Annotated in this window: 19 protein-coding genes and 1 pseudogene; 16 read left to right on the top strand and 4 right to left on the bottom strand. The window is 70.9% G+C overall.

Going from position 1 to position 22187, the window contains the following annotated elements:
- Positions 1–9 precede the first annotated feature (9 nt).
- Positions 10–1122, top strand: a complete 1113-nt coding sequence (locus tag LQ327_RS33290) for a phosphotransferase family protein (RefSeq protein WP_230741036.1) — start codon at positions 10–12, stop codon at positions 1120–1122.
- Positions 1123–1184: 62 nt separating this feature from the next.
- Here LQ327_RS33290 and LQ327_RS33285 read toward each other — a convergent pair whose 3' ends face one another.
- Positions 1185–1877: a TetR/AcrR family transcriptional regulator gene (locus LQ327_RS33285; protein ID WP_230741034.1), complete on the bottom strand. Its 693-nt coding sequence runs from the start codon at positions 1875–1877 to the stop codon at positions 1185–1187.
- Between the two features lie 1066 nt (positions 1878–2943).
- On the opposite strand from LQ327_RS33285, the gene LQ327_RS33280 reads away from it, so the two are divergent.
- The 14 genes from LQ327_RS33280 to LQ327_RS33215 all read left to right on the top strand — a co-directional run bounded on the left by LQ327_RS33280 (position 2944) and on the right by LQ327_RS33215 (position 18347).
- Entirely contained in the window at positions 2944–3810 is an 867-nt protein-coding gene (locus tag LQ327_RS33280) for an ABC transporter permease (protein ID WP_230741032.1), read from the top strand.
- A gap of 31 nt (positions 3811–3841) precedes the next feature.
- On the top strand, positions 3842–4720 hold the full coding sequence (locus LQ327_RS33275; protein WP_230741030.1) for an ABC transporter permease: 879 nt from the start codon (positions 3842–3844) through the stop codon (positions 4718–4720).
- Positions 4721–4750: 30 nt separating this feature from the next.
- Positions 4751–5572 carry an ABC transporter ATP-binding protein gene (locus LQ327_RS33270; protein ID WP_230741028.1) on the top strand — a complete coding sequence of 274 codons (822 nt, stop codon included), beginning with the start codon at positions 4751–4753 and terminating at the stop codon, positions 5570–5572.
- Positions 5572–6822, top strand: a complete 1251-nt coding sequence (locus LQ327_RS33265) for an MlaD family protein (RefSeq protein WP_230741026.1) — start codon at positions 5572–5574, stop codon at positions 6820–6822. The genes LQ327_RS33270 and LQ327_RS33265 overlap by 1 nt, the downstream gene beginning before the upstream one ends.
- A complete protein-coding gene (gene flgN, locus LQ327_RS33260; RefSeq protein ID WP_230741024.1) occupies positions 6819–8186 on the top strand; it encodes a flagellar export chaperone FlgN in 1368 nt (455 codons plus the stop codon). The genes LQ327_RS33265 and flgN overlap by 4 nt, the downstream gene beginning before the upstream one ends.
- 23 nt (positions 8187–8209) lie before the next feature.
- The gene (locus LQ327_RS33255) at positions 8210–9469 is read left to right on the top strand and encodes an MlaD family protein (protein ID WP_230741022.1); all 1260 of its coding nucleotides are present in this window, start codon (positions 8210–8212) and stop codon (positions 9467–9469) included.
- Positions 9466–10980 (top strand): MlaD family protein, encoded by a 1515-nt coding sequence (locus LQ327_RS33250; RefSeq protein ID WP_230741019.1) that lies wholly within the window; start codon positions 9466–9468, stop codon positions 10978–10980. Before LQ327_RS33255 ends, LQ327_RS33250 begins: the two co-directional genes overlap by 4 nt.
- On the top strand, positions 10977–12236 hold the full coding sequence (locus tag LQ327_RS33245) for an MlaD family protein (protein WP_230741016.1): 1260 nt from the start codon (positions 10977–10979) through the stop codon (positions 12234–12236). Before LQ327_RS33250 ends, LQ327_RS33245 begins: the two co-directional genes overlap by 4 nt.
- Entirely contained in the window at positions 12233–13531 is a 1299-nt protein-coding gene (locus LQ327_RS33240; protein ID WP_230741014.1) for an MlaD family protein, read from the top strand. Before LQ327_RS33245 ends, LQ327_RS33240 begins: the two co-directional genes overlap by 4 nt.
- 48 nt (positions 13532–13579) lie before the next feature.
- Positions 13580–13729 (top strand): hypothetical protein, encoded by a 150-nt coding sequence (locus LQ327_RS33235; RefSeq protein ID WP_230741012.1) that lies wholly within the window; start codon positions 13580–13582, stop codon positions 13727–13729.
- On the top strand, positions 13708–15942 hold the full coding sequence (locus LQ327_RS33230; protein WP_230741010.1) for an RND transporter family protein: 2235 nt from the start codon (positions 13708–13710) through the stop codon (positions 15940–15942). The genes LQ327_RS33235 and LQ327_RS33230 overlap by 22 nt, the downstream gene beginning before the upstream one ends.
- Positions 15939–17033 carry a peptidylprolyl isomerase gene (locus LQ327_RS33225; RefSeq protein ID WP_230741007.1) on the top strand — a complete coding sequence of 365 codons (1095 nt, stop codon included), beginning with the start codon at positions 15939–15941 and terminating at the stop codon, positions 17031–17033. The genes LQ327_RS33230 and LQ327_RS33225 overlap by 4 nt, the downstream gene beginning before the upstream one ends.
- A gap of 47 nt (positions 17034–17080) precedes the next feature.
- On the top strand, positions 17081–17530 hold the full coding sequence (locus LQ327_RS33220) for a universal stress protein (RefSeq protein ID WP_230741005.1): 450 nt from the start codon (positions 17081–17083) through the stop codon (positions 17528–17530).
- A 79-nt stretch (positions 17531–17609) separates the two neighbouring features.
- Positions 17610–18347 carry a hypothetical protein gene (locus LQ327_RS33215; RefSeq protein WP_230741003.1) on the top strand — a complete coding sequence of 246 codons (738 nt, stop codon included), beginning with the start codon at positions 17610–17612 and terminating at the stop codon, positions 18345–18347.
- Positions 18348–18379: 32 nt separating this feature from the next.
- Here the strand turns inward: LQ327_RS33215 and LQ327_RS33210 are convergent, their stop codons facing one another.
- Complete coding sequence (locus LQ327_RS33210) at positions 18380–19606, bottom strand: TetR/AcrR family transcriptional regulator (RefSeq protein ID WP_269071463.1); 1227 nt, start codon at positions 19604–19606, stop codon at positions 18380–18382.
- A gap of 443 nt (positions 19607–20049) precedes the next feature.
- Between LQ327_RS33210 and LQ327_RS33205 the strand changes: the two genes are divergently transcribed.
- Positions 20050–20523, top strand: coding sequence for a bifunctional nuclease domain-containing protein (locus LQ327_RS33205; RefSeq protein WP_308286420.1), 474 nt, complete (start codon positions 20050–20052; stop codon positions 20521–20523).
- Positions 20524–20768: 245 nt separating this feature from the next.
- Here LQ327_RS33205 and LQ327_RS33200 read toward each other — a convergent pair whose 3' ends face one another.
- Both LQ327_RS33200 and LQ327_RS35380 read right to left on the bottom strand, forming a co-directional pair.
- Positions 20769–21290, bottom strand: a complete 522-nt coding sequence (locus tag LQ327_RS33200; RefSeq protein ID WP_230740997.1) for a transposase — start codon at positions 21288–21290, stop codon at positions 20769–20771.
- A 241-nt stretch (positions 21291–21531) separates the two neighbouring features.
- Positions 21532–21870 (bottom strand): annotated as a pseudogene (locus tag LQ327_RS35380) (IS110 family transposase); the annotation flags it as partial.
- Positions 21871–22187 lie beyond the last annotated feature (317 nt).

Genomic DNA, 22187 nt, shown 5'->3' with positions numbered 1-22187 from the left:
AAAACGCAGATGGCTCTCGCCAACAAGATCGACGCGGCCCAGGCGGCCGAGACCCTGACCCGCTGGCTGGCCGGCAAGACGCCCGGGGCGACCGAAGTCAAGGTCACCGACGTGACGGTGCCCAGCGCCAGTGGGCTGAGCACCGAGACGGTGCTGTTCACAGCGCATTGGTCGCGGGAGGGATTCGCCGAGACCCAGGGCATGGTGGCCCGCGTGGCGCCCGACGGGCCGGGGGTCTTCCCGAGCTACGACCTGGCCAAGGAGGCGAGCGTGATGGCCGCGCTGGCCGAGAACACCGACGTCCCCGCGCCGCGCATCCTGTTCACCGAGGACGATCCGGCCGTGCTCGGCGCGCCGTTCCTGGTCATGGAGCATGTGACCGGACAGATTCCCTCCGACGACCCGCCGTTCACCACCGGCGGCTGGGTCCTGGAGCTCTCACCGGCACAGCGCCGCGACATGTGGCTGCGCAGCATCGACGTCCTGGCGGCGATCCACGCCGTCGACCACACCGGGCTCGGGCTGGACTTTCTCGAGTCTGCCGAACATGGTGGCGGGCTGGACGCCCAGCTCGAGCGCTGGTCGCAGCTGTTCGACTGGGCCCGAGAGGGCCAGCCGAACCCGACCATCGAAGACGCGTTCCGCTGGCTGCGCGAGAACCAGCCCACCGACCCCGGCCCCAACGTGCTCAACTGGGGCGACGCCCGCGTCGGGAACATCATCTACTCCCAGGACCAGCAGCCTGCCGCCGTTCTGGACTGGGAGATGGTCTCCCTGGTCAACCGGGAGGTCGAACTCGGCTGGTGGCTGTTCCTGATGCGCCATCACACCGAGGGGATCGGGGCGCCGCTGCCCGAGGGTATCCCTGGACCCGAGGAGACCATCGCCCGCTACCAGCAGACCAGCGGGCACCAGCTCGCCGACCTGCACTGGTACGAGGTCTTCGCCGGCGCCCGGCTGGCCTCGATCATGGTACGCGCGGCCCGCATGATGATCGACGGCGGTCTCCTGCCGCCGGAATCCACCATGGCCCTGAACAACCCGGCGAGCCAGCTGCTCGCGAGCCTGCTCGGGCTGCCCTCCCCGACCGGGGAGACCACCAGCTTCATCGGGAACCGCTAATCGGCCCGGGGTCGGCCGGCCTCCGCCTGCCGCGGGGGTCGGCCGACCCCGGCGGGCCGGGCTCACTGCGCCGCGAAGTGATCGATGGGGTCCTGGGCCTCGAGTCCCACCGTGACGTTCCGGTCGCCGACGCGATGGTCGTGCTCGAGCCGGCTCACCATCCGGACGACGATCGCGGCCGCCTCCTCGAACTCGATCCCGAAGGAGACCAGCGCGTGGCGGGCGAAGGCCTCGTCGGTCCCGGATCCATGACGTCCGTCGAGGAGCTCGCGGATGAGCCCGAAGGCACCTCCGATACTCGCGGAAAGCGCGACGTCCATGCTGGCCAACCGGAATCGGCCCATCTCCACGCCGCGTTCGAGCGTCGCCCGGGCATAGGGCTGCACGGCTACCCCGAACAGGGTCTCCGAATTGCTCAGATTCACGACCAGGCTGGCGAAAGTCGGATCATCAGAGGCCAGCCGGATGAACCGCAGAAATGCGGCGGCCGCGACCTCGGCGGGATCCTCGTGATCCCATTCGGCCGGGATCGTCGCTGCCGCGAGCTCCGCCAGACTCTCTGCGACGACGGCCTCGACGAGGTCCTCCTTGGAAGGGAAGTAATTGTAGAACGAGCCGAGCCCGACGTCGGCCCGCTCGGTGAGCTCCTGAATTCGGATTCCCCCGACACCGCGGACGGTGATCAGGTCACGGCCGGCGTCGATCAGCCGACGGCGTGTCAGTCTCTTCTTTCGTTCGGTGCGGCTCTCGGTCATCGGGCACCTCCCCAGCCGACCGGCGCCACCACCCCGGTCGCCACCGCCCCGACCCCACAGGACACGGGATGCCGCAGGTCACCGGCCAGACCGGGCCCCGCGACGTTGAGCCGGTCGGGCCGGTTCACATCGGATGACATCCCGCCCGTCCGCGGGCTATCCAGCGCCATGACCCCATTCTACGGCGACGGCAGCCTCGGCGGGCGCACACTCCGAGAAAATGCACGTGATATGCCCCGCGCTTACGGGCGCCGACGAGCCCGGCGACGTGATGCCCGGGTCCGCCCAGGGGAAAGGGGCGGCCTGGTGGCGAAACCGAAGGAGGCGACCGACTGGAACGACCCTGCGGATCCAGATATTTGCGTCGTGATCTGCCCGACGCGATCTACCGGTGACTCGCGCGCCGCAGCGCCGTCCGGACCCGCGGTCCACGCTGTCGGGGCCGCAAGAACAGAAGGGCGTGCAATACCGGCAGGGACGTGTGCCTGTCCGCGCCCGTCGATCGAGAACTCCCGGGCCATCTCGCGGCAAGCCGCGCCCGGAACTCGCACCGTTCGGCCCCTGCGCATTCCTCACCGATCGGTACCGACCGGCCCCCGCGGTAACACTGAGCGACACGCGACGTCGCTCGACTGGGCATCGACTCCGGCTGCCGACTACGCCGTCGGACGCCGACCAGGCGGTGTCCGCCCGCCCGGCTCGCCGACACAGCTCCCGGATGGCGGACCCGGTGACCCGGGCCGCGGCTCGGCGCGGCCTCCCGCACCTCGGAGAACATCAACAGAGGCTGGAGCTGGCGGAACGCTGACGACCCGTGGTGGTTCCCGCGGCGGCTGCCCGCCGTTCGGTGGCGCCCGTCATGGGGGGTGCTGTGGCCCGCATCATGGCGTCTGGCAGTCTTTTAATCCTGCTTCAATAGAAGTGGGCACCCGTGGTGACGGGTCGTGACCAGGCTCGATGGGTCTGCCGCCACCCGAACGGACCAGTACCTAGACCGCCGTGCAGGCGTTCCTTTAAGAGAGGCCGGGGCAAGCACTTGCTCCGCCCGCGAAAGATGGGTGTGATCGTGACGAGCGAGCAGGTCCAGCGGCCGCGGACGGCGGCGCAGCGCCGGAATCCGTACGGCGGCACGACATCGGCCGTGGTCGCCCGAATGCCGGGCCCGACCCGGAACTTCCTGGTCGAAGTGGGCGGAATGCTCGCCCTGCTGGGCCGGGTTCTCGTGGTGACCGCCAAACACCCGGCCGAGATCCTCCGCCCGACGCTGGACTATTCGTACGTCACGCTCAGGCGCTGTTGGTTCCCGGTGACGGTCGCGCTCGGCGGATTCATTGTCTTCCTCTCGGTCGCGGCCCTGGTCTTCTTCGACCAGCTCGGCGCCGTCGGCATCTACCCGCCGGTGATCATGCGTGTCTGCATCGAGAGCTTCACGGTGTGGGCGGTGGCGCTGGTGCTCGCCGGGATCGTCGGGGCGTCGCTGACTTCCGAGCTCGGCGCGCGCCGGGTCCGCGACGAGCTCGACGCGCTGTATGTCATCGGCGTCGACCCGGTCCGAGAGCTCGTGGCGCCCCGGGTGCTCACCGCGATCGCGCTGACGACCCTGATGTCGTTCCCGGCGGTGGCGCTGAGCTTGCTCACCACCCAGCTGGCCGGCGCCTATTACGCCAGCGAGAGCTCGGCCGAGTTCTACCACTACGTCTTCGACAACCTGGCCCCGATGGAGATGTTCCTGGCGGCCCTGAACTGTCTCATCGCGGGCGTCATCATCGGGACGGTCTGTGCGTACAAGGGAATGAACGCCGGCGGCGGCTCGGAGGGTCTGGGGAAAGCCGTCAACCAGGCCGTGGTGGTCTCGTTCGTCGCGCTGTGGATGACCCAGACCCTCTACACCGGGATCACCCAGGGAATCTTCGACCTCGGCCGCTTCCGGTGACCGCGCCGATCCAAAGACCTCGGAGTACACGATGAGCAACGAAGCGACCGAGGCCTTCGCGCGGCCACGCCGACCGCATGCCGACAAGCGCCCGGCCAGCATCGGGCCCACGGAGCTGGACTGGGCCCCGGGCTGGGCGAATCGCACCATCTCGGGCGTGGGGGACTTCCTGGACTTCGCGCTGCGTGCGGTGGCGCTGATCCCGCACGCCCTGCGCTCCTACCCCTCCGAGGTGTTTCGCTACGCCGGGGTCCTCATCCGGGGCAGCTCCCTGGTGGTGCTGTTCATGCTGTTCAACCTGGGGCTGGAAGCCGGACTGCTCGCCGATACCCAGTTCCGTCCGCTCGGAATCACCAGCCTCAATGGCGCCGCGGTATCGGTGGCGATCTTCCGCGGGTGCGTGCAGGTGCTGCTGGGCTGGGTGATCGCCGCCAAGATCGGATGCGGGCTGGTCACCGAGATCGGCGCGATGCGGATCAACGAAGAGGTCGACGCGCTCGAGGTGATGGGGATGAACCCGATCTCCTACCTGGTGAGCACCCGCATCATGGCCGTGGTCATCGTCTCACCCGGACTGATCATCATGGGCTACTGGATGTCGTTCTGGGGACCCTGGCTGGTCGACGTCCCGTTCCTGGGAAGCACCTCGGACGGGGCGTTCTGGAACTACCTGTTCGCGCTGCAGAACCTCACCGACTTCATCATCGTCACGATCTGGGCGGTGTCCTCGATCGCGCTTCCGACTCTGATCGGCGCCTACTTCGGCTACACCGCCAAGGGTGGACCGGTTGGCGTCGGCGAGAACACCGCGAAATCGATGCTGATCTCGATGGCCACGGTCTCGGTGATCGCGACCATCATCATTCAGCTCGCCTACGGCGTCGACGCGAACTCGCCGATCGGCAACTGACCGTCCTTCTTAGTGATCTCAGGAGCTAGGGTGTCTATCAATTCTGACTACTCCCAGCAGGGCGCAGGCCGCGGTGGCGTCGGTGTCGAGGAGACCTCGAACGCCGTCGAGATCGTCGAGGTGACCAAGGCCTTCGGCGGCGGCCCGCCGGTACTCGACGGCGTGAGCGTAGGCCTCCGCGAAGGCGCCATCACCACGATGATGGGCCCGTCCGGGACCGGCAAGAGCGTGCTGCTCAAGCACGTGGTCGGCCTGCTCGAACCGGACGACGGCGAGATCCGCATCTTCGGGGACGACCTCTGGGAGATGACCGAGGAGCAGCGGTTCGAGCTGCGGAAACGCTTCGGGCTGCTGTTCCAGGACGGCGCGCTGTTCGGGTCGATGAACATCTACGACAACGTCGCGTTCCCGCTGCGCAAGCACACCCGGATGTCCGAGTCCGAGATCCGTGAAGTCGTGATGGGCTATATCCAGGAAGTCGGTCTCGAGCACGCCCTCGACCGCGCCCCGAACGAGATCTCCGGCGGCATGAAGAAGCGCGCCGGCTTCGCCCGCGCGCTGGTCATGAAGCCCGAGATCGTGATGTTCGACGAGCCCGACTCCGGTCTCGACCCGGTCCGGACCCGGCTGCTGTGCGAGCTGATCCTCAAGACCCACCAGGAGCACGGCGGCACCTACCTGGTGATCACCCACAACATCGACGCCGCCCAGACGGTCAGCGACTACATCGGCGTGCTCTACCAGGGCAAGCTCGCCGACTACGGGACCACCGACGACGTGTTCAACTCCGACGTGCCGATGGTCGGCCAGCTGCTGCGCGCGGAGCCCGACGGCCCGCTGGGGATGGAGTGATGACCACGGGCCGCCGCCGCTGGCTGGTCATCGGGGCGGCCGTGGTCATCGCGGCGCTGCTGGTGGGCGGGCTCGCGGTGGTGGCGAACCTGCGCACTTATCGCCTGCAGATCCTGATGCCCACCGCCACCGGGGTCATCGCCGGCGACAAGGTCCTCATGCGGGGCCAGAACGTCGGCAAGATCGATTCGGTGGAAGTGCACGACAACCGCGACGCGCTGATCACCGTCGACCTGGACTCCTCGGTCGCGCCGCTGCACCAGGGCACCGACGCCGAGATCGTCTGGGAGGCGGTGCTGCTCGAGCGGGCGGTCCAGATCGACCCGGGGCCGGCCCAGGCCCCGGAGCTCGAGTCCGGGGCGCGCATCCTCTCCCACCACGAGAGCGTCGAGCTCGACGACGTCCTCTCCGCGCTGGACCCGTCGACGATGAAGAACGTCGACGGCATGATCCAACAGCTCCAGACCACGCTGGCCGGCCGGGAGAAGGAAACCTCAGCCACGCTGCAGACCGCCGGGCCGGCCGTCGACGCCCTCGGCCAGGTGCTCCAAGGCGTCGGCAGCGACGGACCCGCGCTGCGCCAGCTCGTCACCCAGCTCCACCAGGTCACCTCCACCCTCGACCAGCGCCACGATCAGCTCTCCGGGGTCGTCCACGACCTCGACCCGCTGACCTCGACGCTGGCCGCGCAACAGCAACAGATCGGCCAGTCGGTGCAGCAGCTGCCCGCCACCCTGACCCAGGCCAAGAGCACCCTGGACAAGGTCCCGGACGCGACCGACGCGACCGTGCCGCTGCTCAAGACCCTGCAGCCGGCGACCCACCAGCTCCCGGCCGCCGCGGCCGCGCTGAACCCGGTGCTGACCAACCTGAAGCCGGTCATCCACCAGCTCGGGCCGGTGCTGCATGACGCCAAGCCGCTGCTCGACGAGACCCCCGGCCTGCTGGACACCACCCACGCGGTGCTCCCGCCGGCCACCCAGGCGGTAGGCAGCCTGCGCACCCCGGTGGCGTTCTTGCGCCCCTACATCCCCGAAGCCACCGGGTGGCTGGCCAACTGGACCGGGGTGTTCGGCAACACCACCGCCGACGGCGGCCACTACGGCCGGGCGCTGATCACCGAGGGCTCGACCTCGGTTAACGACAACCCCGGAGTCACGCCCCCGGGCGTGACCTTGAACCCCGCCCCCGCGCCGGGCTCGGTCGTCGGCCAACCGTGGGCCGACGCGAACGGAGATGCCCAGCGATGAAACCCAAGCTTCTTCGCCGCCTCGGCGTCGCGGTGCTGGCCGTAGCGGTCGTCGTCGGCGTCGTGGTCGCGGTGAACCGCAGCCAGGACACGCCCCCGGAGGTCATGGCGACCTTCGCCGACGCCAGCGGCGTGACCCTGGGCTACACCGTCCGCGCCGGCGGCGTCGAGGTCGGCAAGGTCTCCTCGGTGGCGGTGCAGAACGGCAGCGCCCGCCTCGGCCTGTCCGTCGACGACTCGGTACTGCCGCTGCACCAGGACGCCCACGCCACCATCCGCCCCGCCAACCTGCTCGGCGAGTCCTACATCGACCTCGACCCCGGCACCCCGACCGCCCCGGTGCTCGACCCCGCCGACCTCGACGCCAGCCACACCTCCAGCGCAGTGACCCTGCAGCAGGTCCTCAACACCCTCGACGACCCGACGGCGACCGCGCTCGCGGCCATGGTCACCAGCCTCGGCGAGGGCGTGCAGGGCGCCGGCCCGCAGGCCGCCGACGCCATCGCCGCGCTGAAGCCGGCGATGCAGCAGACCGGCGAGCTCACCGCGCTGCTCAACCAGCAGAACGGGGCGCTCAATCAGCTCGTCGACCGGACCCAGCCGGTGACCAACGCGCTGGCGGCCGGTCAGGGCAGCCAACTCGACCACCTCGCCGACTCCACCCAGCAGACCCTCGCCACCGTCGCCGCGAACCGGCAGGCGCTCGACCAGACCCTCACCGAGCTGCCCTCGACGGTCGTCGCCGCCCGCCAGACGCTCTCGCAGCTGGCCGGGACCGCCGACGCGGCCACCCCGACCCTGGCGTCGATCCGCCCGGTCACCGACAACCTGACCACCATCACCCAGGAGCTGCACACCCTCGCCGACTCCGCCGACCCGGCCCTGGGCGCGCTGCCCCCGGTGCTCGACAAAGCCAACGGCCTGCTCGACCAGGCCGCGCCGGTGGTCGGACAGCTGCGGGCGGCCGGGCCCGACCTGCGCGACACCGCCGCCGGGCTCAAGCCGCTCGGCGGGCAGCTGCTGGACAAGAACCAGCACCTCTCGGACCTGATGGAATTCGTCCGCAAGTGGTCGCTGTCGACCAACGGCTCCGACGGCATCAGCCACTACTTCCGGGGCCTGGTCCACGCCTCCCCGGCCGCGCTGCAGCAGATGCTGGCCGGCTCGCCCGCCGGTGGACTGCTCGGCCAGGTCGCCCCGCAGACCGGCCAGGCGCTGCCCCAGATCCCCGGCACCGGGCAAGGACCCGCCGCCGGGCAGACCCCGGCCGCCGGGCAGGCGCCCCCGACCCAGCCGGGTAACGCCACCGGCCTGACCTCCCAGCAGGAGTCCTCCATGGTCGGCCAACTTCTCGGGGGGCACTAGAGATGGCACCCAGAGTGCACCGCGTGCACGCCAAGCACGCCCTGATCGGCATCATCGCCATCGCGGTGACCGCGGTCGCCGTCGTCCTGGGGGTCCGCCCGCTACTCGGTGGCGCCCTGACCGGACTGCCCTACACCTACGCCACCGCGGCCTTCAACGACATCGGCACGCTCAGGCCGATGCTGCAGGTCCGTGAGAACAGCGTGGTGGTCGGCAAGGTCGCCGACGTCAAATACGAGAACCACCACGCGGTGGTCACGCTGCGCCTCGACGGCCACCACCCGATCTACCGCAACGCGTCGGTCCAGGTGCTCGACGAGTCCGCGCTGGCCCAGAAATTCGTCAACCTCGACCCCGGTTCTCCCGAGGCCGGCCCGCTCGGCACCGCCGTCATCGACGAGACCCACACCCCCACCGCCGACGCCAGCAACCTCGACCAGCTGCTCAACGTCTTCGACCCGCAGACCCGGGTGAACCTGCAGAGTGCGGTCCGCGAGCTCGGCACCGGGCTGGCCGGGCACGGTGGCGACATCAACACCGCGGTGCGCGCCGCCCCGGGCATGCTCGGCGACCTCGGGCAGGTCTCCGGGGCGCTGAGCACCCCGGACGCCCGGGTGCCGGCGCTGCTGGCCAGCGCCAACCAGCTCACGGGCCACTTCGGGGGCCACGACCAGCAGCTCAGCGACCTGGTCCGCGACGCCGACTCGACACTGCGCGCGGTCCAGACCCAGGGCGGCCAGCCGCTCTCGGACACCCTCGCCGACCTGCCGCCGACGCTGCGCGATGCCCGCACCGCGCTGCAGGCGCTCAACGGTCCGCTCGCCGACGTCCACTCCGCGGTCTCCACCCTCCAGCCCGGCGCCGCCGCGCTCGGACGGGCCACCCCGGACGTGCGGGGGGTGCTCCGGGAGGCGGTGCCGCCGCTGGACGAGGTGCCGGACGTGGCCGACAAGGCCAAGCCGGCCGTCGGCGACCTCACCGACACGATGAGCACGCTGCAGCCGTTGGCCCCGCAGCTGCGCGAGACCGTCGGCCACACCAAGGACCTCATGGCCGGGCTCTCGCCCTACTCCTACGACGTGGGCCGGTTCTTCGGTCAGCAGGACCTGCTCTCCGGGGAGTTCGCCCCGGACAAGCACTACTTCTCCGCCGAGCTGCCCTTCCCCGGCCTCTACGCCGCCAGCGCGCCCGACCCGCTGGCCGGCAAGGCGTTCTACCCGACGCCCAACCATGCGGCCGCGACCCGGCCCGAGGGCCAGCACCCCGACGGAGGCGACAAGTGAACCGGCTGAGGCGCAAGTTCCACGGTCGGCGCCCCACCGCCTGGGCCCTGGGAGCCGCGCTGCTTGGCGGGCTGGTGCTGGTCCTCGCGCTGACCGCCTTCAAACCGCAGCTCCAAAGCCTGCTCTCACCGGGAAAGACCATCACCGCTGAGTTCGCCGACAACTACCGCGACCGGCTGGTGCCCTACAAGAGCACGGTCAAGCTGGCCGGGCTCGAGGTCGGCCGGGTCAGTGAGATCACCGAGTCCGACCACGGCACCGCCCTGGTGTCGATGAAGGTCGACGACGACATGGACAAGCTCGGGCCCGCCCCGAGCGCGGCCATCGCCCCGCTGACCATCCTGGGCGGCGGCTACGCGGTCGAGCTCTACCCCGGCGGCGGTCCCGGCTCCTTCGACCCCGACAACACCATCCCGCTGAGCCACACCCGCGAACCGGTCGATCTCGACCCCATCCTCGACTCCCTGCCCCACTCGGTGCGATCCAGCCTGCAGGGCACCGTCGGGAGCCTGAACGACACGCTCTCCCAGGGTGGCAGCGACTCGCTGCGCCGAATCGTCAGCGACGCGCCGGGCGCCCTGGCCCCCACCGGCGACGTGCTAGCGGCCGCGCAGGGCACCCGGCCCCAGCAGGATCTGCCGCAGCTGGTGACCAACCTGGAGTCGACCGCCGAGGTCGTCGGTGACCGCAGCAGGCAGGTCGGGCAGATCGTCGACGACGCCCACACCACCACCACCGTGCTGGCCCGTCAGAGCCAGGCGCTGGGCGACACGGTGGCGAAACTGCCCACCACCCTGACCGACACCCGCACCGGCCTGGACCACCTCGGCGGCACTCTCGACCAGCTCACCGACACCGCCAAGGCCTTCCAGCCCGCCGCCGAAGACCTCAACCCGCTGCTGACGCAGCTCACCCCGGTGCTGCGACGGGCCGACCCGCTGCTGCGCAACCTGCGACCGGTCCTGGCCGACGCCGCCCCGGCGGTCCACGAGCTGGTCCCGACCGCCTCGCAGGCCACCAGCGTGCTCGACGACGTCCGCGGTCCGGTGCTCGACCGGGTCAACGGCCCGGTCATGTCCATGCTGCTCAACAACTACCGCGGCACCGGCCCGTTCCAGGGCAGCGGCGACGGGGTGCAGGCCGATCACAAGTTCTACCAGGAGCTGGGCTACATGGTGACCGGTCTCGGACGGGCCTCGCAGGTCCAGGACGCCCAGGGCGCCTCACTGAATTTCCAGGTCGGCGCGGGCTCCGGTTCCCCGAACGCCGGCGGGCTCTCCTTCGAACAGCTGGCCCGGATGCTGACCCTGCCCGGCGCCCCGGCCGGCGCCGGCCCGGGCGCCCCGGCGACCGGGAACCCGCTGAGCCCGGGCGGACTCACCGGTCCGCTGACCGGTCAGCAACAGCAACAGACCCAGGCCTCACCCGGTGCCGCGCAGGACAACCCACCGGCCTACGGCCCGCCGCTCGGGCCCGGCACCACCGTCGGGAAGCAGGGGGTCGGCCGATGAAGAGCCCACGCCGGATCTCGGAGCAGATCCGCAACGTCCCCGGCCTCGGCAGCAACATCCTGGCCGTGGTCCTGGTGACCATCGTCGGGATCGTCGCCACCGCCTTCCTGCTGCCGCACTACGACATCTCGGTCCCCTGGAAGCCGGAGTACCACTTCGCCGCGGTGGTCGAGAAAGCGCCTGGGATGAAGGACGACAGCAAGCACAAGGTGACCATCGCCGGCATCCAGGTCGGCACCGTCAAACAGATCGACACCCAGCGCGACGGCACGGCGCGCATCGAGATGGCGATCGACCCCACCTTCAAGATCTACAAGAACGCCCACCTCGAGGTGCGGACGTTCTCGCCGATCAACGACGTCTACGTCGCTGTCGAGCCGGGTGACCCGGCCTCCGGGGAGCTCGGCGACGACGGGACGATCCCGGAGGCCCAGACCTCCCGGTTCATCCAGCCCGCCGAGGTGCTGAACAAGCTCGACGGCCGCACCCAGCAGGCGGTGACCTCCCTGGTCACCCAGGCCGACGTCGCGCTGCGCGACGCCCCGCGCAACCTGCCGGCCGGGCTGGACCAGACCGACCAGACTCTCAACAGCCTCAAGCCGGTGGCGCAGTCGCTGCAGACCCGCCGGGACACGCTGCAGAAGCTGATCACCAACCTGTCCCAGATCAGCACCGCCGTCGGGCACAACGACCAGCGGCTGGCCTCGATGATCACGTCGCTGCAGCAGACGCTGGCGGTCCTGTCGTCCCGCGACGACCAGCTCAACCAGACCCTGGGTCAGCTGCCGGGGCTGCGCGGCGACCTCGACCACTCCATGACCAGCGTGACCACCCTGACCGGGCAGCTCAACCCGACCCTGAATGCGCTGCACGCCGCCTCCGACGCGCTGCCGCCCGCGCTGGAGAAGCTGACCGACACCGTCGGGCAGGCCGGCGACGTCGTCGACGCGGCCGGTCCGGTGGTCAGCAAGGCCCGCCCGGTGGTCTCCGACCTGCGGGCTGTGGTCCCCGACGCGCACTCCACGCTGAACGACCTCAAGCCGGTCACCGGGCTACTGCCCGACGCGACCTCGCGGCTGGTGCCCTGGCTGCCCAACCTGCAGGCGTTCGTCTACCAGACCTCCTCGGCGTTCAGCGTCTCCGACGCCAACGGCGGTCTCGGCCGCGCCCAGATCACCTTCGACCTGACCAACCCGGCCGGCGGGCTCAAGCCGATGCCTGACGCCAAGCCCAACGGTGGGAGGACCGGGCAATGACCAAGCAGTTCACTCTCCGGGTCGTCGTGCTGGCGCTGTTCTTCCTGGGCTGCGTCGCCTTCGCGGTGTTCTTCTGGTTCCGCGCCGGCGCCGACATTCCGGGCGTCACCGTGGGCCACTACACCGTCGACATGAGCACCAAGGACGTCCAGGGCCTCGTCGCCAACAGCGAGGTCCGCATCGCCGGGGTCACCGTGGGGCGGGTCACCGCGCTGGATGCCGACGGTCCCGACGACCAGGCGCACGTCGAGATGACCCTCGACGGTGGCGCGGTGCCGTTGCACCAGGGCATGACCGCGCGCATCGGGATGAAGTCGCTGATCGGGGCCACGTTCGTCGACATCGTCGACGGCCACGGCGCCCCGCTGTCCAGCGGCTACCAGCTGCCCGCCGGGCAGGTCCTGCCCGCGGTCTCCATCGAGAACGTGGTGCGCGGGCTCGACCCGAAGACCCGCCAGGCGCTCTCCGGCACCGTCCGCTCCCTCGGCGCGGCCACCGCCGGGCGCGGACCGGACGTCAGCCAGCTCGCCGAGGGCCTGGGTCGGCTCGGCGCCGGAGGCCACACCGCCCTGGACGCGATCGCCGCCCAGTCCGACGACCTGACCAAGCTCACCGGTGAGACCACCGACCTGCTCAACGCCCTCGACACCAGCAACGGGCAGATCGTCGACGTCGTCGACAACGCCCGCGCCATCGTCGGCGCCACCGCCGGGCAGCGCCCGGCCCTTGAGCAGACCATGCAACAGCTGCCCGGGGTCCTCAGCAGCGCCCAGAGCGCCACCGGCAAGCTCACCGAGCTCGCCGGCCCGCTGACCCCGGTCGCCGCCGACCTCAAGGCGGCCGCCCCGGACCTGAACCAGGCCCTGGTCCAGCTGCCGGACACCAGCCGGGATCTGCGCGGTCTGCTGCCGGACCTGAAGGGAATCCTGGATCGGGCGCCGGCCACCCTGGATCGCGTGCCCGACCTCGCCGACGACGTCGACGCCCTGGTCCCGCCGACGCACGAGCTGCTCCGCGACGCGAACCCCGCTCTCGCCTACGCGGCGCCCTACGGCCGCGATACCGGCGCCATGCTCGCGAGCTTCGCTTCGTCGATGCAGACCAACTCGGAGAACGGCGTCAACGCGGTCCGGCTCGCCCCCGTGATCAACACCCAGTCGGTGCGCAACGTGCCCGTTAAGACCGCCGGCCTTGATCCCACCAACTGGAACAACCCCTTCGCGGTGCCCGGCAAGGCCGGCCAGCAGGCTCCGTTCTCCGGGCCCTACCCCCGTCTGGAGCGGGCGCCCGGATGAGGCGCCCGACGTTGCGGCTGCCCCGCCGGCGCAGCCAGCCGCCCCACAGTGAGCGTCCAGACGGCGAGCGATCACCGGCGCGGCGTGCCCGGGGGCGGGGACGTCTGCGGCGGCTCCTGCCGCCACGCCCGCCCGCGGGCTGGTGGCGGGGTCGCCGGGGAGCGGCTCTGGGCCTGGTGGTGCTCGTGGTGGCGCTGACCGTGGTGGGCCTGGCGCGGCTGAAGGTCGACACCGGCATCGCGTCGTTCCTGCCGGCCGAGGACCCGGCGCTGCAGGCCATGGACGACCGGGCGAACTCGTTCGGTGGCGACCCGGTCGTGGTCCTGCTGCGCTCACCCCAGCCGCGGCAGTTCTTCGACGACGAGGACCAGCTCGGCCGGCTGATCGGGCTGGAGGGGCGCCTGACCCACCTGCCCGGCGTCGCCGAGGTCTACGGCCCGGGGACCGCGATCAACCAGGTCGCGATCAGCGCGCAGAACCTGCTCGCCCAGATCAGCGGGCAGCGGGACGCCCTGCAGGGGACCGCGGAGCAGGAGGCCAGGGCCAAGGGCGCCGATCCCGCCGCGGTGACGGCGGCCGGCCAACAGGCCACGGTCGGCTTCGACCAGCGCTACGCCGCGCTGCTCGTCCAGGCGCTCCCCGCGGGCCTGCCGACCTCGCGCAACCCGCAGTTCGTGAACAGCGTGCTCTTCGACGGGGGAGGACAGCCCCGCACCCAGTGGGCCGCCGTGGTCCCGCGTCCCGACACCGCCGCGATCCTGGTGCGGCCGAAGGCCGATCTCGACCAGGGCGGGACGCAGCAGCTGGTGTCCGCGATCAACGGCGCCGTCGGGAAGGCCGGTCTGTCCACCGCGGAGACCACGGTCTCCGGTGTCCCCGCGGTGACCGCCGAGCTCAGCCACCGGGTCCAGCAGGAGTTCCCGCTCCTCGGAGCCGTCGCGCTGGCGGTGGTCGGCGCTCTCTACGGGCTGGTGGGATGGATCGCCCGACGACGGGCCCGGCTGCGGCCGTTCGCCGCGGCCCTCGCCGGCACCGCGCTCACCCTCGCGGTGTTCGGCTGGATCGGCCGGCCGGTCTCGCTCGGCGTCGTCGCGTTCCTGCCCATCCTCATGGGCATCGGCAGCGACTACCCGCTCTACCTGACCCAGCCCACCCGACGACGCCGGGTGCTGGTCGCCGCCGCCGCGGGCGCCGCCGGGTTCGCCGCGCTCGCGCTCTCCCCGCTGCCGTTCATGCGCGAGCTCGGCCTCGCGCTGGCCGGCGGGATCGTCGCCACCGGGCTGGTGGCGCTGGCCGTGCGGCAGTGGCTCGGCGTCGAGGAGCCCTCGCCCACCCGGCTGCGGTGGGGGACGGCATCGCACGCCCCGGGCTGGGCGATCCGGGCGCCGGCGCTGCTGGTCGCGGTGCTCATCGCGACGGCCGGGTGGATCGCCCTGCCCCAGCTTCCGGTGGAGGCGAACCCGGAGAACCTCGCCCAGGGCCTGCCGGCGCTCACCGAGGCCCAGCACGTCGAGGACGTCCTCGGCGCGGCGGGCGAGGTCAGCGTCGTGCTGCACGGCCCCGACGTCCTCACCCCCGCCGCGCTGGCCTGGGACCGCAGCGTCGACGATCTCGTCGACCGGGACTACGCGGACCGGCTGCACCCGATCACGACGACGAGCAGCCTGCTGCAGTTCCTCGGCCCCTCGCCGACCGCCGACCAGATCAAGTCGGGCGCGGGGCTCCTGCCCCCCTACCTGGCCTCGGCGGTCATCCGACCCGACCACCAGGTCTCCCAGCAGATCCTCGGGATCGAACTGCAGGACGTCTCCGCCCAACGGACCCTGCTCGACGGGGTGCGCGCCGCCCTGCCGCCGCCGCCGCCCGGCTACTCCGCCGACGTCGTCGGACTCCCGGTCGCGGTCTCGCACGGCTACGAGGGCATCTCCCAGGGCCGGTTGCTCATCAACCTGGTCGCGGTCGCCGCCGCGGCGCTGGTGCTCCTCCTGGGCCTGCGTGAGCGGGCCGACGCGGGGCGGGCCGTGCTGACCATGCTGCTCGGCACCGGGTGGACGATGGCGGTGACGTGGCTGATCAGCGGGGCGCTCAACCCGCTCACGGTCGCCATCGGCGCCCTCTCGGCAGCGACGGCCACCGAGTTCTCGGTCGTCCTCGCCGACGCCTACCGACGACGGCGACCGTGGCTGCTGCGCAGCGCGGCCCTCGCGGCCTCGGCGGCCGTGCTCGGCTACTGCACGCTCGTGCTCTCCGATCTCGCCGTGCTCCGCCAGTTCGGGATGCTCCTGGCGATCGGCGTGGCGCTCTCGTTCGCCGCCGCGGCGCTCGTCGTCGGGGTGATCCTCCCGCCGGCGCGACCGGCGGTCCCGACCGACGAGGTGTCGAGTCCGACGAAGAAGGACGTGATGGTGTGAGTCGACCCGGAAACGCCGCCTCGGACGCGGTGCGTTCGGCGAGCGCCCTCGTGCGCTCGGTCCGGCCCCGTCGCTGGCCGCTGCTCATGCCGCGGCAGCGAGTCACGAGCCTGGTGACCATCGTGCTCGCGGCGCTGGTCGTGATCGGGTCGGGCAGCTTCCTCGTCGTGCACCGGCTCACGGCCGTCCCCGACGGCGACGTCCTCGAGGTCGGCGGGGTGCCGGTGAGCCAGGCCGACTACCAGTCGCGCACCGACGTGCTCAGCGCGCTCTACGGCGTCGTCGCCCCGACCGATCCGGCGGGGAAGGACCGCTACCAGCGGGACGTCGCCCAGGCCGTCGCCACGAGCCTGGTCATCGACCAGCAGGCGACCGCCCGGGGCGTGGTGGTCACCGACAAGGACGTCCAGGACGCCCTCAACACCATGATCCAGACCCAGTTCCCCCAGGGGCAGCAGTCGTTCGACCAGGCGCTGAGCCGGCTGCACATCTCCCAGCTCAACGTCACCGACGAGATCCACCGCCAGCTCGCCGCGAGCCGGTTGTTCGACAAGATCACCGCGTCGGTCCCGCCGGTGACCGACGCCGACGTCGCCCAGGCCTTCGGACAGCGCCAGGCCCAGATGGTGACGCCCGAGGCGCGCCACCTGCGCAACATCGTCGTCGCCGACCAGCAACAGGCCCAGCAGCTGGCCGACCAGGCCCGGGGAGGCGCGGACTTCGCCGCGCTCGCGGCCTCCTCGCTGGACAAGTCCACGGCGGCCCAGGGCGGGGACCTCGGCACCCTCGCCGCCTCCCAGCTCGAGAAGCCCTACGCCGACGCGGCGTTCGCCGCACCGGCCGGGTCGGTCTTCGGGCCGGTCCAGACCAGCACCGGGTGGAACGTCGGGCAGGTCGTCGGTGTCCAGCCCGCCACGCCGCTGTCGCTAGAGCAGGTCAAGGAGCCGCTGCGTCAGCAGGTCGACCGCGAGCGCCGGATCGCGATCTGGCGGCCGTGGCTGACCGGCCAGGTCAAGCAGGCCGACGTGCGCTACGCGGACGCCTATCAGCCGGCGAACCCCGACGAGCTCCCGGCGCAGAGCACGCCCTGAGCGCACCCGTCCACACCGTGGCCAGCGACGACCCGAGAGGATCCTTCATGAGCCCCCCACGCCTGATCGCGGTCGGTACCGACGGTTCCGCGTCGTCCCACATCGCGGTGGAACGCGCCGGGCAGCTCGCCCTCGACCAACACGCCGGTCTGCTGATCGTCTGCGCCTACCGCGACCAGGAACCGGAGACCATCAACGACGCCGAGGCCGCGCTCGGCGCCGATGCCTATCTCATGCGCGGGGCAGCACCCGCCGAGGAGATCGCCGCCCGGGCCCGCAGCCGCGTCGACGAGCTCGGCGTCGAGCACATCGAGCTCGTCGTCGAGGAGGGCGACCCGGCCGAGGTGCTCGCCGGGGTCGCCCAGCGCCGAGGGGTCAGCCTCGTCGCGGTCGGCAACCGGGGCATCAACACCCTCGCCGGTCGACTCCTTGGTTCCGTGCCGGCCAAGGCGTCGCACCAGGTCCCGGTCGACCTGCTCATCGTCCACACCACATGACCCGGCTCCACTCGGCCGATCGCTGCGTGGCCGCTCTATAAGTCAGGGCTCGTGCCACACGTCAACCAAGGAGGACCGGATGTTCGTCGCGATCATGGTGATCGCCGCGCTGGCGTCGTCGGCAGCCGCGTGGATCAGCGGAGAGGTCGTCTTCGCGTGGGTGGCGCTCGCACTCGCCGCCGCGGTGCTCGTCCTGATCGGGGCGCGACGGCTGCGCGCTCGACAGGCGGCGGCACGACACGGTGACGATGCGACACGCGAAACCGGCACCACTGCCGCTGGCCCCGCCGAACCGGACGCTGTCGACCCGGCCGGGCAGGCCGACCACCCCGCGGAGACCATCGCGCCTGTCAGCCCCGACCCGGACTCCACCGCCATCGCCGCCGAGTCGCAGACCGATCAGGGGAGGAACTCGAACGAGCAGGCTTCCGCGCCCGAGCCGGGTGCCCCGCCTGCGGGCGCCGAGCCTGAGGTCGAGTCCGAGTCGACCACGGCGCCCCGCCACGATCCGGTGCCGGTCCGGTCCCGAACCGCCGACCCCGGCGACCCAGAAGCAGCGACCGCCGCGGGCACCGCCGACAAGGTGAGCGACGACCGCGCCTCGGTCGGGCCCCACGGCTCAGCGGCGACCGGGGTACCCGGCCCCGTCGACGACCAAACAGACGTCGTGTCCGTGCAGCCGGGCCGCCGCCGCTACCACCGGCCCGGATGCGAGGTCATCGCCGACCGGGCCACCGACGACATCGCCCTCGAGGACGCGCGCGACGAAGGCTTCTCGCCCTGCACACGCTGCCACCCCGTCGCCACAGCCACCTGACTGTCGAACACCCCAGCCTGCGGGACCCGGACTCATTGAGGAAGCAGGTCGGTCGAGGCAGTGCCCCGGAGCACCACACGGGTGATCTCCTCGGCAAGAACGCGCCTCGTATTGCCGGCGGGCGAATCGTCGAGAACCGCCGAACCCAAGGCCACCGCGAGCACATCGGCCGCAACCGATCGGCGAATCTTCTCGGTCGAGTCCGCTGGACAAGCGCACTCACTCACCGCGCGAAGCAGAAGATCCGTGCAGATATCGAGGGCCCGGCCGGTCCGTTCGGCAGACGCGCCGAATTCATCGACGGTGAACAGCACCAGGATCGTGCGGCGTCGATCGACCAAGAACTGGTGCAGAGCGTCGAGGAATAAAGCGACTCGATCGTCGGAGTCTCGCTCGATCGGACGATGATTCACCCACCGTTCAGTGAACGCCTCGACATCGGCGAGGAACGGTTTGACAACGGCCTCGTCGAACAGTTCCGTCTTGTCGCGGAAATACCGGAAAATCGTGGACTCCGCGGTCGAGGCCCGGGCCGCGATCGCGCGCGTGGTCGTCTTCTTGTACCCGGCCTCGGCGAACGCCTCCCCGGCGTGCACGCAGATCACCCGCCGCAGCTCCCGACCGCGATGATCGACTCGGCTCGACCGGAAGCCCTCGGCGGCACCGGGCCCATCGGCGTTGGCCTCCGGAAGCGAGCCGTCGCCCGTGGCCTGACCTGCACGGATCGTGTCCGGCCGGAAGGCCACCATCGCCACGACGAAGTTCAGCACAGCCCTCGCTCGCCCCGGCCCGGCAATGAGGTCGGTACGTCGCGCGGCGCTCCGTAGCGCAGGTCCCTGCTCCCGGAGCTGTCCATCGACACGGTCGAGCAGGGGCCCGAGTTCCGGCGCATAGGCCTGGGCCTCGATCAGGGCCACCAGATCACTGCGTCGGTCGGCCAGCGCAGTCCGAAGAATCACAATGAGACTCGTCAGCTCCCCCGCAGGGTCCTGGCTGGTGATCGGTCGATCGCCCGCCCACTCGGCGAAGGTTTCCTCAACGGTGGTCACGATCGGCTGCAGCACTGCCTCGTCGAACAGATTTGCCTTGCTCTGGAAGTGTCGGAAGAGCAACGTCTCGTTGACACCGGCAGCATCGGCGACGTTCTGAGTGCTGGTCCGCGGGTAGCCGTGCACCCTGAACTCGGTACGCGCCGCAACGAGGAGTAGCCGGCGCACCTCATTTGGGGTACGCCGAGTTTGTTGCCCACGTGCACGCATAAGCTCCCCTGGGCCGGACCGCAGTTCCCGGCATTCTAGGCAGTACCTTCCTCTGGCAGGCGCCCGGGTCCCGGCCCCAGGCATCGCCCAAATGGATCCGAAACGGGGACGCCGATTCGCTGGGCATACCCGAGCGACCGTGGCGACCAGGACCTCGCCGATCTCTCCGCTGCTTCGACCAGACCCGCCTCCGAACGCACCGACACCTTCAACCAGAGCCGGATTCCAGGCTCGATCGTAGAGTCTCGCACAGTGAACTGAGCCTCATAAATGAGTAACCATTCAAGTGCGGGCAGGGCCTTGCCGTTGTGCGCCTCGCGCCGCCGCGCGTCGGTGCCGGAACCGCCACCGAGTTGTCCGCTCCGGGTGGCCGATCTTCGCCCGCGGTCGCTCGGGAGCCTTAGGCGCACGACCTGCCCTGGGCGTGGCAGCCCCACGGGCGAGTGACTCGGCGCCGCACGGCTCGCGATCTCCGGGCCTCGCGACGACATCGACGCGTGCCCAGAAGCGCCGGTGGGGAGCACCCGCGGCGGCCGTTGACGCACCAGCTGCTCGTGGACGTGGTCGTGGGGCTGGGAGGGCGGATCACCCAGGTCATGATCTGCGATATCGCCGAGGGGGTGTTCCGGGCCGAGGTGGTGCGTGATGGTGGCGCCCGGGTCGACGCGCGGCCCAGCGATGCGGTGCCGGTGGCGGTGGCCGCCGGGGTACCGATCTACGCCTCGGCTACGGTGCTCGAGCAGGCCGCAGTGCCGATCCGGGAGATCGCCGGGGGCGTCTACGACGACGCCGAGTCGTCCAAACCCGCAGCGAGCCCGGACGAGATCGAGGAGCAGGCCAGCGAACTACGGTCATGGCTGAGTTCCGCCTCCGCCGAGGATTTCGAGGGCGGGCCCGAAGACAACGAGCCCCGCTAGGCCAACCAGCACCGGTAGCAAGTGTCTCGTCGGGGATCGTGTAGTTGGCGGTCGCTCGCCGGGCCGCGGTGGAGCTCATGGTGCCGACGTCGCGGCCGATAGTCCCCGGTTATGGCCGCCTTTCAGCTCAACGGGTCGGGGCTGCCGCGTCCCTCGGTTGGCTTGACGCTCTCGGCCTCTCACTGCTGATGGAACAGGCCGGCGGCCTGCAAGCCCTCCTCGGGCTTGATCAAGAAGGCTCCTCTCTAGTCAAGCTGATCTTGGTTGGGCGGGGATAGAGTGTCGGTCGCGGGCCCGGGAAGTGACTTGTCCGAAGAGCCGGTGGTAGGGGTTGAGCCGGCCGCGCTGGACTCTCGAGTCGCCCCCTGGTGTCCTCCCGGGCCCGCGCCATCGCCGAGCTCGGCGTCGTGGAGCAGCTGGCGGTAGACGACGTCGCAGAGGCGGCGTTTCAGACACCGCGTGGCTTCCTTGTGGCCTTTGCCGGCGGCGCGTTTGGCCTGGTAGTAGTCCCGTCCCGGGCTCTCACGGCGGATCTGGCTGATGGCCATGACGTGCAGGCAGCAGTTGAGCTGGCGGTCCCCAGCTCGCGAGAGGCGATGCCGCACGGCGTCGCCGGAGGACACCTCGATCGGGGCGGTGCCGGTGTAGGAGGCGAACGCCGCGGCGGAGCGGAACCGGCGCACGTCCCCGACCCGGGCCAGGATTTTCGCGGCGGTGAGGTCTCCGATGCCGTGCAGCTGGGTCAGGGTGCTCGCGCTGGCGGCCACGGTGCGGCTGATCTCGGCGGTGGCGGTGGCGATCCGCCGGTCCAGGTGCCGGGTCTCGGTGACCAGCTCGGCGGCCAGGCGCCGCAGCGTGCGCGGGCCCGTCGCGCGAGGACGGACTCCGCGCAGCAGCCGCGCGGCGGGTGTCGGCGTCGAGCTGACGGGGTGCGCCGCCGGCGACCAGCTTGGTGAGCAGGGTGTGGAGCCGGTTGATCGTCTGGGTGCGGGTCCGCACGATGTCGTCGCGGTGCTCGACCAGGGCGCGCAGCGCGGTGATCGTTTCGTCGACGGCGACACTGCGCAGACCTACCGCGGTCAACGCGGCGACACCGACCGAGACCGCGTCGTCGCTGTCGCTCTTGCGGCCATGCCCGGTGGAGAGCATCCGCACCCGCGCGGCCAGCTTCGCGGGTACATCCACCGCGTCGACGCCGTCCGCGGACAACCGGGCGGCCAGCGGCGCGCCCAACCCGGTGGCGCCCTCGATCGCCCACACCACCTCCGGCCAGCGGGCCGCGAAGCGACGCAGCTCCCGGTAGCCGCGCCCGCCGACCGGCACCCGCAGGGTGTCCAACGCCGTCACACCCGGACCGACCGCCGCCGCCGTCCACGACGCCTTGTGCGGGTCGACCGCGATCACCACTGAGTCTTGCTGCTGTGCCGGCTTGCTCGACACCTGACCTCCTCGACGATGCCTACGGGGTTGTTCGACGAGGAGGGCAGACCAACTTAGGGCAGTGCAGACCTCTCTCAAGCCACTCCCGTCGGCGGCGCGGGACTGTCCGATGATCGGTGTAATTGGCGTTGATGGGTCAGTAGGTGCTTGACGGGACGATACGGCCGGGGAACGTGATGGCGAAGGCGTTGAGGGCGGGTTTCCAGCGCAACGTCCAACGGGTT

The organism is Actinomycetospora endophytica (genome assembly GCF_021026375.1).
Classification (GTDB): domain Bacteria; phylum Actinomycetota; class Actinomycetes; order Mycobacteriales; family Pseudonocardiaceae; genus Actinomycetospora; species Actinomycetospora endophytica.
The sequence above is the reverse complement of the archived record's forward strand: the minus strand, read 5'-3'. Positions and strand labels throughout refer to the sequence as shown.